Here is a 15,453-nt window from a genome sequence, read left to right on the forward strand (position 1 = left end):
ACCCATCAATTTTACCTCAATTATTTAAACTATGTCATTAACCCAAAAACTCAGTCAAAGAGAAACAACTTTCAATAACGAAGTTGTGACCCGGTTTGAGTTATATAACAGTTTATTTCAAACACTACCCTTTTACCAGGTAAAGGATACTGGTATTTTACTGCCATTTTTTAGTTCACATTGCGAAAAAGGAGCCATTAAACAGGCGTCGCCTACTGATATTATAGAAACCTTCTTTAAAAAGTACGTACCGGATATTGATCACCGCGAACAGATAAACCGGATGTTCAGGTTTATACAGTATATCGAAAGGCAGGTGGTTTTATTTGATGCTATTGAAGATTCCTCTTTTAATAAAATAGGTAAGTTTGATGATTCAGGTACACTGCAAAGCCTGTTGCAGCAAGCTACCATAAGCGATGAAACCCGTAACAAGATCAGCGAAAAATTAAAGGATTTTTCGTTAAGGCTGGTGCTTACCGCGCACCCAACCCAGTTTTATCCCGGTACAGTGCTGGGCATTATGACTGATCTGATTGAGGCGGTAAAGGTTAACGATATTAACAATATTGATGTATTGCTGCAGCAATTAGGTAAAACGCCTTTCTTCAATAAAACATCACCAACACCGGTTGATGAAGCTATCAGCTTATCATGGTTTCTGGAGAATATATTTTACCATGCAGTATCTGGCATACAATCAAAACTCGTGGAAGAGTTTGATATTGATGCATCTAATCAGGTACTTGAACTTGGATTTTGGCCGGGAGGCGACAGGGATGGCAATCCTAATGTAAACACGCAGACCACTAAAGATGTTGCCAGCTTTTTAAGGCAACGCCTGTTCAGGTGTTATTACCGCGATTTCAGGGTGCTTAAACGCCGCATAACTTTCAGGGGGGTTGAAAAGGCTATGGCCAAGCTGGAGAAGCTGATATACAAAAATGCCAACGAACAGCACGATCCTAAAAACCTACAGGGCGAATTATTGAGCCTGCTGCAATCTATCAAACAAACCATTGTGACTGATCATGACAGCTTGTTTGTTGATATTGTAGAAGACCTGATACAAAAGGTGCGTTTGTTTGGCTGCTATTTTGCCACGCTGGATATCAGGCAGGATAGCCGTGTGTTGCGCAGCGTATTTGATTTCAGCGTAAAAAATATTAAAACGGGTATAGTTAAAGGCTATGCGGCTTTGTCCGAAGAGGATAAACTAAAGAGCATCACTTTTACAGAGGCCGATTTTCATTGTCCCGAAGATGCTGATGATATGACCCGTGATACACTGGATACCATCAGACTGATGCGGGAAATTCAGCAAAGTAATGGTGAAAAAGCCTGCCAGCGTTTTATCATCAGCAACTGCCAGCAGGCATCTGATATATTGCAGCTTATCGACCTGTTTTTATGGAGCGGATGGAAAAAAGACAACCTGAGTGTTGACTTTATGCCGCTATTTGAAACCGTGAACGATCTGTCGCGTGCCGACGAGATCATGGAGCAGTTATATACCCATCCATACTATGCAGAGCATTTAAAAAAGCGCGGCAACAGGCAAACTATCATGTTAGGTTTTTCTGACAGTACTAAAGATGGTGGTTACCTGATGGCCAACTGGTCTATATATAAAGCTAAGGTTGAGTTAACTTCCATGGCGCGAAAATATGGTGTGAGCCTGGCATTTTTTGATGGCAGGGGAGGCCCCCCGGCACGCGGCGGTGGTAAAACACACCGTTTTTATGCTTCAATGGGTAACGAGATAGCTAATGATCATATTCAGCTTACCATACAAGGGCAAACCGTAAGCTCGCAATATGGCTCGGTTGAAACAGCCCGGTTTAATATGGAGCAACTGATCAACGCGGGCATCATATCTGCCCTGCACCCTAACCATAACGATTTGCTGGACAACAGGCATAAAGCCCTGATATCAGAAATGGCCGATGAAAGCTATAAAATATTCATGGCACTGCGCGCGCATCCTTTATTTGTGGAATATCTGGAAAAATTCAGTCCACTTAAATTATTGTCGCGTATCAATATCAGCAGCCGGCCAACTAAGCGTAACGCCGGCGCGCCGCTTAAACTGGAGGACCTGCGGGCCATTAGCTTTGTAACTTCCTGGAGCCAGCTTAAACAAAGTATCCCCGGTTTTTACGGTGTGGGTACTGCCTTGAAAAAAATGAAGGACGACGGCAACTGGCTGGAAATAAAAGAACTATACAGAACATCAGGTTTCTTTAAAACGATGCTGGATAACTGTATGATGTCTATGTCTAAATCAGATTTCAGAGTTACCGCTTACCTGGAAAAGGATAAAAAATTTGGTGAGTTCTGGAAAATGCTTAAAGACGAATTTGAGCTTACCCGCGAGATGCTGCTTGACCTAACCGGAAGCGGTGTACTGATGGAAGAATACCCGGTTGAGCGCCGCTCTATAGCCATCCGCGAAAAGATAGTATTACCATTGGTAATTATTCAGCATTATGCCTTACAACGCTTAAATAACAGCAATGACAGCGAATTAACTGAGATCTATGATAAGCTGGTGATCAGAACCGTTTACGGTATTGTTAACGCCGGCAGGAATCTGGCGTAAAAGCTTTTTCATTTTGTCATCCTGAGCGACAGCGAAGGATCTATTAACGAACTATGCAAGTTGGCGAATAGATGCTTCACTGCGTTCAGCATGACAAACTGTACTTGTTGTTTTACTTATCCGAAGGATTTTTCTTTCTATCCAGCAGCATGGCAACCATTTTGGTTAAGCGATCCTGGCGGGTTTTATCCTGTTTGGCAGTGAGTATCCATAACAGGTACTCCTTTTTATTACTGTAGGCCAGTTGCTGAAACCATGCCAAAGCAGCGGGTTGCTGCTCAAGGACCGTTTTCACATAATCAGGCAGCGTTATTATTTTATTGTCCACATCAATATATTCGCCGTATTCATTGTTTCTAACTGCGTCTTTACGGCCATCAGAAAGTTTGCTTTGCCCAATAGGGCGAAACCGCAGGGCTGTCCAGATCTCGTTAACAGCAGCCGAAGACACCGGACGGAGGCCATGTTGCGTAGGGCTATCCCAACTACTCATCATTTCAAGATCAGTATCAATGCCTGAATTTTTTTTAGGGTAGATGATCCAAAAAACAGTATCCTCCTTCAATAACGGAACGATGATCTTAAGATCTGATATCAGTTGGATACTGTTGGTAACAAATAATTGAATGCCATTAAAATCGCCACTGGTATTAAACACCACTTCGACACCGTCAGGCAGGGGAGTTAAACTATCCGGATAATTTGCAGGCGCGTTATAAAGCAACCAGCGCGAATTGGGTTTTATTTGCAGTTTTTTAGCGAGGGCGTTCATAGAGGTTTATAGGAAATGGTATAGCTAATTTAATAATAAAAATTTGAGTACCAATTCCTGAAATTGTAGTGTGAAGATTTATGAAGTTTTTAAACGGCGAAGCCCTCAACGAACCCATAAAAACAAATATCTTTGAGTTAAACTTCGTAAATCTAAGGCAGCCGTGAATAGCAAGTTACCCGCCTTACATAGCCAGCTTTGCAAAAAAGTCCCAAAGAACTATCCCTGCCGATACTACAATGTTAAAAGAGTGTTTGGTGCCAAACTGGGGGATCTCGATGCAGGCATCAATATTTTGCATTACTTCGTCGCTTACACCGTTTACCTCGTTGCCAAATATCAGGGCATATTTTTCGTTTTCGATGGGGGTAAACTCGTTGAGCATGGTGCTGTTTTCGGCCTGTTCAACCGCTATGATGCGGTAGCCATCTTTACGCAATTGTTCAACAGCTTGTAAGGGGGTTTCAAAATAGCTCCAGTTAACAGATTGGGTAGCGCCGAGAGCGGTCTTCTCTATTTCGCGGTGCGGGGGCTGGGCTGTTATACCGCAAAGGCATATCTGCTCAACTGCAAAACCATCCGAAGTACGAAAAATAGCACCAATATTATGCATACTGCGCACATTATCAAGTACTACCACAACCGGCAATTTATCCTGTGCCTTAAATTCATCAACCGAAGCCCGGTTCAGCTCATCTAACTTTAATTTGCGCATCTTTATAGTTCATGGTCCATGGGCAATAAACCATGGACTTTATTGCGCAAAAGTATTGATTAATCGCTTAATTTACTGCTACGTTTAATAAACCTACACCATTGCCAATTAATGAGCTGTAAACCGATGGGGCATAACCTATCTTATTGGTATAATATTCGGTTACACCCTTGCTGTAATCATCAAAGGCATCGCCTTTAACCAAAGCTATGGCACAACCGCCAAAACCAGCTCCGGTCATGCGGGCGCCGGCAACGTTAGGGTTGGTTTTGCTGTATTCGGCAACGGCATCCAGCTCAATGCCGCTTACTTCGTATAAGTCGCGCAGCGAATCATGGGAGGCGTACATTAATTTGCCAAATTCAGCCAGATCATTATTTGCCAGTGCCGCCGCAGCCAGTTTTACACGGTCGTTTTCTTCAATCACGTGTTTGGCCCGTTTTAATACTACGGGGTTAGTTATCAGGTGTTCATATTTTTTAAAGGTATCGGCGTCAATATCGCACAGGTGATTGATATTCAGCTCTTTTTGTAATGCTGTCAACGCTTCCTTACACTCCTGTACACGTTCATTATATTTTGATTCGGCCAGTTTGCGGGGTTTGTTGGTGTTGATGATAGCCAGTATGTAGTCGCCAAGGTTACTGTCAACCGCCTGATAGTCCAGTGTATCACAGTTGAGCATTAGGGCCTTGTTCTTTTCGCCGAAGGTAACGGCAAACTGGTCCATTATGCCTGAATTTACACCTATAAAGTTATTTTCTACAGATTTTGACAGCTTCACCAAATCAAGCTTGCTATAACCACCATTAAAAATATCGTTCAGTGCATATGCTGTAACCACCTCGATAGAGGCTGATGATGACAAGCCCGAGCTGATAGGTATATCGCCATAATAAAGCATATCCAAACCTTTAAGCTGGTGCCCATCTTTTAAAAAATGAGCAATTACACCAAGAGGAAAATTAAACCAGCCATTGCCTTCTTTTTCATAATGCTGCTGCAATGGTATCTCATGTTTTTCAGTAAAATTCAAACTGCTGAAACGAAACACACCATCCTCATTAGGAGATGTTAAAAGATAAGTGCCAAAAGTAATGGCGCAGGGCATAACCAGCCCGCCGTTATAGTCAATATGTTCGCCAATAAGGTTTACGCGCCCGGGTGAAAAATAAGCGTTGTCGGCCTCTTTGTTGTAAAGCTTGTTAAATTCCTGGTGTAAATTATGCTTCATTATTACAGGTTATATTTATTTGGGAAGCAAATATTGTAAAAATTGTCAAGTTTACAGTTATAAAATTAATTTTTAATTGAAAAAATATTACTTTTTAGATGGTTTGCATTAATATTTTTACAAACATTAAAAATTTATAGCTTTATAAGATTCCAACTCAAACAGAAAAACCAATCACCTGTTGGTTAAATAGCTATTTAAATTTTATAAAATGAAACAATATCTTGTTACCGGATACGATTATACAGACGCTGAAGCACTACAACGCCGCATGAACGTGCGCCCGCACCATTTAGATGGCGCGAAGGCCCTGAAACAAAGCGGGAACTATGTATTAGGCGGAGCTCTACTGAACGATCAGGGCAATATGATAGGCTCTGTAATGGTACTTCAGTTTGAAACTGAAGAGGGACTGGAGGCCTGGGAAAAAAGCGAACCTTATATCATACAAAAGATATGGGAATCGGTTGATGTAAAGCCGTTTAAAGTGGCGGATGTTTAGTTTGCAGCAAGCGATTTGAAGTAGGAAGTAATTTACTTCTCCCGCCGTCACTCGGCTCCTGACTACAGGTGTCTGAAAGAATTACAAAGAAAGATGAGGGCAGTGCGATTCCTTCCTTGGGGAAGGGGAGGTAGGGGTTTAGTAAGCATTGCAAGTTTGTATCGCTTGTATAAACCCCTCCCTGCCACAGCACGCTTCATCCGCACCCCTCCCGTGGGGAGGGAATTTAAAAAGAAGATGCCCCTGCCGTCACTCGGCTGGAGCCGAGCGACGGCAATGACGTTGAAAAATGTTTACTGCCAACTGTTCAACTGCCAGTACCCTGTGCTGTCTTTAATATAAAAAGCCGTATAGCCTTTACCCTGCATGGTAAAATCAAAGGATAGCTCTTTTACTGAATTGTCGCCGGGTAAAAAGTTGGGTAAAATGCTATCAGCCACCAGCGTTATAGATTCGTCGAGTTCGTTATGGTTTTCCTGCTCTTTTTGGGCAATCAGGGCAGTATGATTTACATAATCGGCATAGGTGGCAAACTCATAACCATTATCATTTAGCTTGCGGGCGGCATTAAAGGTATCTTCGGCAATTTGGTCCTTGTAAGCTTCCATCGCGTTTAAAAGGTCTTCGGCAGATATTTCGGGCATGCCATCCCTGCCCGTAGTATAGTAACTATTCAGGATCTCTTCTTTGCTTTTCATGTTTCTTACCTGTTTATAGGCGCTCATTGCATCCAAAATAAAAGGATGCCATAAACATAATGACATCCTTTTATTTTTACATAATAGATCTGATAATTTACGCCAGGTTTAGGGCTTCCAGTTCCTGCATATCATTTTCTGTTAATGCTATATCAGCGGTTTTCATGTTTTCTTCCAGGTGATCAACACTTGATGTCCCCGGGATCAACAAAATATTTGACGAATGGTGCAGCAGCCAGCTTAAAGCTATCTGATGTATAGTAGCATTGTATTTATCGGCCACACCTTGCAATATTTGCTCGCCCTGTACATTACCACCACCTAAGGGGTACCATGGTATAAAGGCAATGTTGTGTTCGCGGGTATATTCCAGTTCGGCCTCCCATTTGCGGTTATCAACGCTGTACATGTTTTGTACCGATACCACTTCGAAAAACTCCTGGGCTTTTTTAATATCAGCAACGCTTACTTCTGATAAGCCAATGTGTTTGATCTTGCCTTCCTGTTGTGCTTTTTGTAAAAATTCAAATGATTTTTCGGCAGGCACCTTAGGGTCAATGCGGTGCAGTTGGTACAGATCAATACGGTCCAGTTTTAAGCGTTTTAAGCTACCCTCCAGCGCCTCTTTCAAATGACCGGGCGATGAATCAACAGGCCACACATCCGGCCCGGTACGTAGCAAACCGCCCTTTGTTCCAATTACCAGGTCGGCAGGATAGGGGGCAAGGGCCTCGGCAATTAACTCTTCAGATACATTGGGGCCGTAGCTATCGGCCGTATCAATAAAGTTAACGCCCAGTTCAACCGCTCGTTTTAACACGCGGATGCACTCGTCCTTGTCTTTTGGCGGACCCCAAATGCCCTTGCCTGTAATGCGCATAGCGCCGTAGCCCAGCCGGTTTATGGTATAGTCGCCGCCCAGGTTAAAAGTTTTTTCAAATGTATTAGCCATAATAGTAGTTGTTGTTATAAATTTCAACTCAAATATGCCCGCATTGTTTACAAATAATATAACCCGATTGTAATATTGACATGTCGTTTGAGTAACATTTTAGTGTTATATTGCCTGAAAAACCTAACCATGACAGGGCAAAATTTCACCAATCACAAGCGGTATGCATCGGGCTATCATTTTTTATTAAGCTTGCTTCTTTTAGCTGGTTTTGCAGCATCTATAGTAAATGTTATAAAGCAGTGGCAAACAGCCAATTTTATGGGAGCATTTTTAATATTGCTGCTTTTTATTTGTGGTTTCCAGATATTCTGGTATATGCGCAGCTTCCCGTTAAAAGCACAGGACAGGGCTATTCGCGCCGAAGAAGGGTTACGATATTTTATACTTACCCGCCAGCCTTTGGATAGCAAGCTTACTATAGCACAGATAACGGCCCTGCGTTTTGCTCCCGACGATGAGCTGATACCACTTACTACACGTACCCTGGCCGAAAACCTATCGTCTGACGAAATTAAAAAAGCTATTAAAAACTGGCGGGCCGATCATCACCGGGTGTAAGGGATATTATTAATATTTTAACAAATTCAGCTTGTCATCCCGAATTTATTTCGGGATCCCATATGCAAAGCTATACGGTATAGCGGTTTACTCATTCTGAGAGATCCTGAAACAAGTTCAGGATGACTTGACATTGCTTACCTCCACAAACCAAGAATAGCCCCCATGAGGGTTAGCGAAACTACACTGTAGCCACCATTTATAAATATCAAACGCCAGCTTTTAAGTTCAAATAAGCTCATTATAGCTATGGCGCTAAACGTCCAGATGCCTGCAAGGAAACCTGCAGTTGCGCCCCAGGCCAGGTCGGTTTTGGGCTCGGCTAAAAAGGCGGCCAGGTTTGCTGCCATAATAAGAGAGAATAGGCCCGTCATCCCAAAAGAGCGTAATTTACTCGAGGCTTTAAGATCATCAACATTCAATTTATTGTCGGCAACCCAGGCATTGGCAAACAGCGCAGGCGAATACCAGATACCACCAACTAAAAAAGAAGAAAGCGCGGCTACCACAACAGCAGCCCAATTAATCAGGGAAGGGTTCATGATGATAAGTTTATGTGTTTAATAAAAATAAGAAAATAATTCCTTTTTTTATTGCACAACATTACTTTACAACAAAGTGCATCACCTGCCTGCCCAGGTTACCTTCGGCATCAAGGCCCTCAATTATTGCACGGTACGAGCCGCGGGCATCGCTGTTAAAAAAGCTAAATGACGCTACGCCGTTCTTATCGGTTATTATTTTAGGGTTCCAGTAAATGGTATTGCGCAAATCGGCCCCGATAGCACTGTTTTTGTTAATATCATATTTAGGCGAGTAAAACTCTTTGGCCTTATTGTAACCCTGTATAGGAAAGGTTACCACGTTTTGCTTCGGAATAAGGGCTTCTAACTGGGCCCTGGTTATTCTTTCTTTTTTAATTACCTTTTTATTAATGATCAGTACACCATTTGTTTGGTTCATTCGGTTAATACCGCTTACACCATCCTTCAAAAATATCTCTACAGATGCTACTTCGGGACCAGTAATGGTTGATAAAAAGTTAACGTCAACCGGCATACTGCCTACATATACCTGCACAGGTATTTTTTTGCCGGCATTATAATCACGGGTGATGTAAAAGTTATTATCAACGTAAGTTAAGCCAAAGGCCATGGTACTTAAACAGTTTATTAACAATGGGCAGTCCTTAAGTTGGTCGCCGGATATTTCATGATCGGCCTGACCGGGTAAACCTGCAAATGTTCCAAAATCATTATGACTTGGCTTCTTTTCAAACTTGGTTGATTTGATAACCACCTCCTTAAGCACGCGCGAATTTTGATATTGCTTGCGGCTATTGTCAAGATATGGGCGCATAGCGCTGTCAATGTTTACAATTTCATCGGGCTGATTAGGATTTTTGGTTATTTTCTGGTACAGCTCGCCATTAACGTTTATCACCAGATTTTTACTATTCACATTATTGCGGGCGCTCAGGGTTATTTTTGAGGTATCCATCACCACCACATTACTAAACTTAAAGTTTCCTGAAAGATCGGTTATTGCTTCGGCCGAATAATTCCTGTCCGGGATGAGCAGGCGGATGCTGGCTTTGCCTACCGGTAGTCCGGTATTGGTTCTTAATATCCCCGATACTTCAATGCCTTGCTCAGGCGCAATGTAAATGGGGGGATTTTTATCGGCCAATATATCCTCGTACGAGAAACGGCGGTAACCCTGGGTAAGCATCAGGATATCCAGGTTGTCGAGCTTTTCCTGGTCGGGTTTGTTAAAATAGTAGTTTGGTTTTTCAATATACCCTTTCAGGTCTGAGGTAAGCAGCAGGTTACTTAAAATGGTCGATTCGGCATTTTCATCAATAGGAACACTGGTATCATCCAATACCGCTACAGAAAAACTGCCCACAACAGGAGCTGTATTGTTTTTTGCCGAAACAGATATTTTAACGCCTTGTCTGGTTGTATAGGAAGGCTTGTCAGTTTTTAAGGTAAGGTTTAACGCATCATTATGCTGCACAAATATTACACGTTCGCAAAGGGCATAACCACCCGACGAAAACAAGGTAAGCTGTACAATGCCCGTTGGAAATTTGTTTTTGGGGATATTTGCTGTATAAACCAGGTTTTGTAACACCGTTTGAGCGGCATAATACACAACGCCGCCGCTTTGCGCCACCAGGTAAAAACTTTTGTTTTGTTTTCGTTGAAGAAACAACTCATTGGCCGATATTTTAACGGTCAGGTTTGCAGTATCGGGGCTAAATACCGCCAGGTTTATACCCATGGCCTGTACCCGCGGTAGTTTATAGGTTGCCTGTGAACCATTAGGGAAAGTAACATTGGCAGTATATGCCTTGCCGGTTTCGGGTGTTAAGGCAAATACGCCCATCCCTAAGTGCGATGTGGTTAAACTGGCCATAACGGTGCCCTGATCGTCAACTATAGAGCCTTTAACATCAACACCCAAACCTTTGGAATCGATGGCTTTAAAAGCAATTTTTGAACGGATGCCATTGGTTAGCTGCCCGCTTTCGGGAAAAAACTGAACATCATAGGCAGTTATCGCTGCTCTTAACGAAAACGAGTTGGTAACTGTTTTACGTTCGCCCATGTCAAGCCCGGTTACCAATGAACCCGACGTTATGGTGGCGGCGTCATTTTCTGGTATATCAACAATTACATGTCCTTTATCATCGGTACGGCCGCTGCCTTTACTTAAAGCATCGCCATTACGCATTAGCTGCCAGCTTACCCTTTTATTGGCATAAGGGTTATTAGCCGGATCCTTATAAAGAATATCAGCATCAACTTTTACGGTGCCTTTTTTATTGGAACTTTTATAAGTTATAAACGTGTTAACCTGGTTATCAATAGCATTACCTACGTTAATGGTACGGTCATAAAAATAATCAGAATCAAAATTGCGCATCCAGTTGGTATAGGCCCTGATGCGGTAGCTGCCTTGTTTATAGGTATCGCCCGCGAGGATGATGTTACCATTGGAAAAGCCATTTTTAACCGGCAGCCGCAAGCTTTCCATTATAGAATCCTGATTGTTAATAACATCAACATAAACTACCCCGCTTAATCCCGATGGCTGGTGCTTTTCGACAGTTACATAAGCTTTAAACCATATGGTATCGCCCAGGGCATAATAAGGCTTATCTAAATGCAGGTAAACTTTTTCAATAGGATAACTGCTTTGAAACTTGGCAGTTTTTTGAATAAGTGTATTTAAAGGGATGCTATCCTGCTGCGCCAAAGCGGCAAAACTAAAAGAAAGCAACAGGGAAATTACGAGTAAAAGTTTTCTTGATATCATTAATATAAAGCAGCTAACGGGGCTAATATAAACATTTAGGGTTGTTGCATATGGCACCCATATACGTTTTAACATTTTTTTACAAACCGGATAAATTTGAGCAATGCTAAAGCCGTACAGATACTATGCTACTGGTAAACAAAAATATTGCTTTTTGCTATATCAACGGAAAGTTATAAGCAATATGACAAATTGCAGGGATAATAACACGATTGTTACTTTTTGGAGGAGAGAGGAGTGAAACGACCACACCCTAAGTCAATAAAATAGTATAAATGGTTAAGCGTAATTTTACTTGTTACCGGTCAGCTTTTTTATATCATCTAAACGAGCTATCGACATACGACTTATCACCCCGGTTTGAACCTGCCCGGACTGGTCTAAACATACATAACTTGGGAAACCACTTTTATCAAACATGGTCATTATTTTTTTCACCAGTATTTCATCTATAAATAAATGGATCCCGGGTTGTTTAAGCTCTGCAATTTTGGTTTTCCAAACATCAATATTAGAGCCTTGGCTGGTACAGATGTAAACAAATTCCACAGGAAGGTCTGTAGCCTGGTCATGCAGTTTGTGGCTATAAGGCATTTCAATTAAACAAGGAACACACCAGGTAGCCCAAAAATCAAGGATAATGGCCTTGCCGTTAAATTTATTCTTCAGCTTATGCAGAAACTCTTCGGGTTCCATATTGCTTACTGTGGATAATTTAGCGCCAAAAGAAAGTTGACCCATGGGCTCTCCCAAAACTGAATCGGTATCAAGTGGTTTACTTTCCCTGAGGATGTGATTCACCTGCCTTAATCGTTCCGTTGTTACTTTGTACTCTTTTTCCAACACTGTTTTGCACCATGGTGTTTTTATAGTTGGAAGCAGCTCAGCAAGCATTTGATTATATACTTGTATATTTTCGTCGTGCATTTTTAGTTTAAGTACATCTGCGTATGGTTGTCCAAACACACTATCCAGTTTGTGTGTTTCATCCTGTACATGGTAATTCCGGAAATTTATGTTTGATTTTACATATCTGAAATATTCATACAAATGGGTATTAAAAATACTGCCCGAATTGGATACGAGGTAGCTTTTATGCAATTTGATATTTTCCCAGTCCGCAGGTTCTTTTTTTAATGATATAGCGGCCGAAAGTACATCGCCATAATATTCAGATAAACGCTCGTTTTCAGGCATCCAGGCATATGAAGAAGGGTTTAAATGTATAAATTCATCATTTAGTGCTTTTTGTTCTGCAAACAGGGCGCTTAGTTGTTTAAAATAATCTGCATCATGAGGGTTCAAAAGATGTACCCTGCGATCTATATCAATCCGAACTGGTGTTTTGAAGCAAATTTGTTTATTCATCCACAGGTTCATAGCGCCGTCAGTTCCGCTGTAGGTTACTCCGTTTCCAACAAAATCCACCCGCCCTTGCTTTAGTTTGGCAAAGTCGAGCTCAAGGTTCAAATCCTTATTGGCATATAAGCCGGCATAAAAATAATCTTTAAGGTCAAACCAAATCTGCTGGTAAGGAAAAGGGTAGTCGAGCGATAAATCAAAACTGCCATCACTATTTATAGCAGCCACACGTGAAGACTGAAGATTAGAAAACGGAGTAACCAGCGTATAAGTGATATTTAGACCAGCAAGTTCATCTTTTGTAGCATTGATTATTTTGCCATGTACATGCGGTGTGTGATTTTGGAAAAAATACTTATTAAACGAGGCATCGGCTAATGAAACCCGGTTGTTTTGCATTTGAGCCTTAGCACCAAGGCCAGTTATTAATAAGCAGATCAGGGCGTAAATTCGCGTCATATTATTTAAAGGTATTGTTTTGATTATTTCTTTATGCTGATACAATACCCGTTTAAATATACTCAATAAACGGTATTTAACTATTTTAATAGTCAATCATAGATTCGGGGCGATTATACCTTAACACGTCATTTCTGCATTAAAAATAATAGCTTTACTATCACAATCTTTAAGCACATGAAAAACCTCAAAATCGCGACAGCCCAGTTCGAAAATAAAAGCGGCGACAAAGCTTATAACTTGTCGGTCATTAAAAATTTAGCCCAAAAAGCGGCACAGCAAGGCGCTGATGTTATTGCTTTTCATGAATGCTCCGTTACCGGCTACACCTTTGCAAGGCACCTTAACAAGCAGCAAATGCTGGATATTGCCGAGCTTATACCCGATGGGCCAAGCGTGATAGAATTGACCGCGTACGCCCGTGAATTTAACGTAGCCATATTGGCCGGGTTATTTGAAAAGGATGAGCAGGGAAATCTTTTTAAAGCCTATATCTGTGTTGATAAAAACGGACTGGTTGCCAAACACCGTAAACTCCATCCATTTATAAATCCGCATTTAACGCCTGGTAATAGTTATACGGTATTTGATTTGTTGGGGTGGAAATGCGGCATCCTGATCTGTTATGATAATAACATTATTGAAAACGTGAGGGCAACAAAGTTACTGGGCGCCGATATTGTTTTTATGCCACATGTAACCATGTGTACCCCATCAACGCGCCCAGGAGCAGGTTTTGTTGATCCGCAACTATGGTTTGATAAGGAAAACAACCGGCAACTGCTACGTGCAGAATTTGACGGCCTTAAAGGGCGAAGCTGGCTTATGAAGTGGTTGCCCGCCCGTGCTTATGATAACGCCATCTACGCTGTTTTTGCAAACCCTATAGGCATGGACGATGATCAGCTGAAAAATGGCTGCTCCATGGTGATTGATCCTTATGGCGATGTTATAGCCGAATGCACATCGCTTGAGAATGAAATAGCCGTTGCCGAAGTAAGCGAGGATAAATTGAAGCAGGCCGGTGGATACCGCTACATCAAGGCCCGGAAACCAGAACTGTATGGCGATATTATTGGCAAGCCCCACCAGAGCGAGCAAAAAGTGGTATGGTTAGATGAATAACAGTTAAAAGTAAAGTTCATTTTATGTAGATATTAATTCTAAATACCAATTTAGTATTTGGTATAAAATATTGCCTGGTTTGTTTTATATTGTGTTTTATTTAATTATACTTGTGAAGTTTAAAATGTTATTCTCAAAATAAACCAAGCTCAAATCACAGTATAAATGAATCAGGAAATAAATCAGGCATATCCCAAAGCTTATTGGGATATTGATAAAGCTACTATCGAATCGGGTTTTACAATGGCATCAGATGCTTTAACCTGTTCTTTACTCAAAACGCTGGCTGTAACAAAACCTGCGGGTAAGTTTTTAGAACTGGGTACCGGAACCGGTCTGTCTACTTCCTGGATCCTGGAGGGGATGGACACGGCATCAACCCTGATCTCCATTGATAATGATGACAGGTTTTTAGTTATTGCCCAACAATTTTTAGGGAATGATAAACGCCTGGAATTGGTTTGTATAGATGGCGCCGATTGGTTTGAGCAAAACAAACACCTAAAGTTCGACTATATTTTTGCTGATACCTGGCATGGTAAATATTTACTGTTGGACGAAGCCATAGCCATGCTTAACCCCGGTGGCCTGTACATTATTGATGATATGCTGCCCCAGCCCAACTGGCCCGAAGGCCACCACAAAAAAGCCATTAAACTGGTAGAGGTATTAGAACAACGAACCGACCTGGTGCTCACCAAACAATGCTGGGCAACCGGTATTGTGATCGCCGTGAAAAGGGCGGTGTAAAAGGTTTCTGTTGCCGGGTTTATACATTCCTGGGCATGTAAATAATAATACAGGCACCAATTAAAGCTATACCAGCACCAATAATATCATAGCGGTCGGGTTTAAAGCCGTCTACTTTCCAGGCCCATAGCAAAGCAAGCACAATAAATATACCCCCATAGGTGGCATACACCCTGCCGAAATTGGCCGTTTGCCAGGTAGCTACAACACCATATAAGGCAAGTATTACGCCACCCAATAAACCATACCATAAAGGTTTGCCTTCTTTAAGCCATTGCCATACCAGATAGCCACCGCCAATTTCAAAAAGTCCGGCCAGTATAAAGATGAGTAGTGATTTTATTATTGCCATCGCAGTTACAAGATTAAACGCCGGGAACAAACATACTTAAATTAA

14 protein-coding genes are annotated in these 15,453 nt (G+C 41.7%); 5 read left to right on the forward strand and 9 right to left on the reverse strand.

Annotation, left to right across the window (positions count from 1 at the left end; translation table 11 throughout):
- Window positions 1-31: 31 nt before the first annotated feature.
- Window positions 32-2,602 (forward strand): phosphoenolpyruvate carboxylase, encoded by a 2,571-nt coding sequence (locus M2273_RS09900; protein WP_429396098.1) that lies wholly within the window; start codon window positions 32-34, stop codon window positions 2,600-2,602.
- 112 nt (window positions 2,603-2,714) lie between these two features.
- On the opposite strand, the gene M2273_RS09905 is transcribed toward M2273_RS09900, so the two are convergent.
- The 3 genes from M2273_RS09905 to M2273_RS09915 all read right to left on the reverse strand — a co-directional run bounded on the left by M2273_RS09905 (window position 2,715) and on the right by M2273_RS09915 (window position 5,323).
- Complete coding sequence (locus tag M2273_RS09905) at window positions 2,715-3,374, reverse strand: YdeI/OmpD-associated family protein (protein WP_429396101.1); 660 nt, start codon at window positions 3,372-3,374, stop codon at window positions 2,715-2,717.
- 184 nt (window positions 3,375-3,558) lie between these two features.
- Window positions 3,559-4,089 carry an RNA methyltransferase gene (locus tag M2273_RS09910; protein WP_429396104.1) on the reverse strand — a complete coding sequence of 177 codons (531 nt, stop codon included), beginning with the start codon at window positions 4,087-4,089 and terminating at the stop codon, window positions 3,559-3,561.
- Window positions 4,090-4,156: 67 nt separating this feature from the next.
- Window positions 4,157-5,323 (reverse strand): galactokinase, encoded by a 1,167-nt coding sequence (locus tag M2273_RS09915; protein ID WP_429396106.1) that lies wholly within the window; start codon window positions 5,321-5,323, stop codon window positions 4,157-4,159.
- Between the two features lie 211 nt (window positions 5,324-5,534).
- On the opposite strand from M2273_RS09915, the gene M2273_RS09920 reads away from it, so the two are divergent.
- On the forward strand, window positions 5,535-5,825 hold the full coding sequence (locus M2273_RS09920) for a YciI family protein (protein ID WP_429396108.1): 291 nt from the start codon (window positions 5,535-5,537) through the stop codon (window positions 5,823-5,825).
- A gap of 293 nt (window positions 5,826-6,118) precedes the next feature.
- On the opposite strand, the gene M2273_RS09925 is transcribed toward M2273_RS09920, so the two are convergent.
- On the reverse strand, window positions 6,119-6,523 hold the full coding sequence (locus M2273_RS09925; protein ID WP_429396111.1) for a hypothetical protein: 405 nt from the start codon (window positions 6,521-6,523) through the stop codon (window positions 6,119-6,121).
- A 97-nt stretch (window positions 6,524-6,620) separates the two neighbouring features.
- Entirely contained in the window at window positions 6,621-7,475 is an 855-nt protein-coding gene (locus M2273_RS09930) for an aldo/keto reductase (protein ID WP_429396114.1), read from the reverse strand.
- 129 nt (window positions 7,476-7,604) lie between these two features.
- On the opposite strand from M2273_RS09930, the gene M2273_RS09935 reads away from it, so the two are divergent.
- The gene (locus M2273_RS09935) at window positions 7,605-8,036 is read left to right on the forward strand and encodes a DUF6526 family protein (RefSeq protein ID WP_429396117.1); all 432 of its coding nucleotides are present in this window, start codon (window positions 7,605-7,607) and stop codon (window positions 8,034-8,036) included.
- Window positions 8,037-8,173: 137 nt separating this feature from the next.
- Here M2273_RS09935 and M2273_RS09940 read toward each other — a convergent pair whose 3' ends face one another.
- The 3 genes from M2273_RS09940 to M2273_RS09950 form a co-directional block, all read right to left on the reverse strand.
- Complete coding sequence (locus M2273_RS09940; protein ID WP_429396120.1) at window positions 8,174-8,578, reverse strand: DUF1761 domain-containing protein; 405 nt, start codon at window positions 8,576-8,578, stop codon at window positions 8,174-8,176.
- 61 nt (window positions 8,579-8,639) lie between these two features.
- Window positions 8,640-11,360: a carboxypeptidase regulatory-like domain-containing protein gene (locus tag M2273_RS09945; protein ID WP_429396122.1), complete on the reverse strand. Its 2,721-nt coding sequence runs from the start codon at window positions 11,358-11,360 to the stop codon at window positions 8,640-8,642.
- A 291-nt stretch (window positions 11,361-11,651) separates the two neighbouring features.
- Entirely contained in the window at window positions 11,652-13,181 is a 1,530-nt protein-coding gene (locus M2273_RS09950; RefSeq protein ID WP_429396125.1) for a TlpA family protein disulfide reductase, read from the reverse strand.
- Window positions 13,182-13,358: 177 nt separating this feature from the next.
- Between M2273_RS09950 and M2273_RS09955 the strand changes: the two genes are divergently transcribed.
- Together M2273_RS09955 and M2273_RS09960 are read left to right on the forward strand one after the other, a co-directional pair.
- On the forward strand, window positions 13,359-14,306 hold the full coding sequence (locus M2273_RS09955; RefSeq protein WP_429396132.1) for a nitrilase family protein: 948 nt from the start codon (window positions 13,359-13,361) through the stop codon (window positions 14,304-14,306).
- 165 nt (window positions 14,307-14,471) lie between these two features.
- Window positions 14,472-15,056 (forward strand): O-methyltransferase, encoded by a 585-nt coding sequence (locus tag M2273_RS09960; protein ID WP_429396137.1) that lies wholly within the window; start codon window positions 14,472-14,474, stop codon window positions 15,054-15,056.
- A gap of 19 nt (window positions 15,057-15,075) precedes the next feature.
- On the opposite strand, the gene M2273_RS09965 is transcribed toward M2273_RS09960, so the two are convergent.
- Window positions 15,076-15,408, reverse strand: coding sequence for a YnfA family protein (locus M2273_RS09965; protein WP_429396140.1), 333 nt, complete (start codon window positions 15,406-15,408; stop codon window positions 15,076-15,078).
- Window positions 15,409-15,453: the final 45 nt, after the last annotated feature.

The sequence above is a fragment of the Mucilaginibacter lappiensis genome, from assembly GCF_050433765.1.
Classification (GTDB): Bacteria; Bacteroidota; Bacteroidia; order Sphingobacteriales; family Sphingobacteriaceae; genus Mucilaginibacter; species Mucilaginibacter lappiensis_A.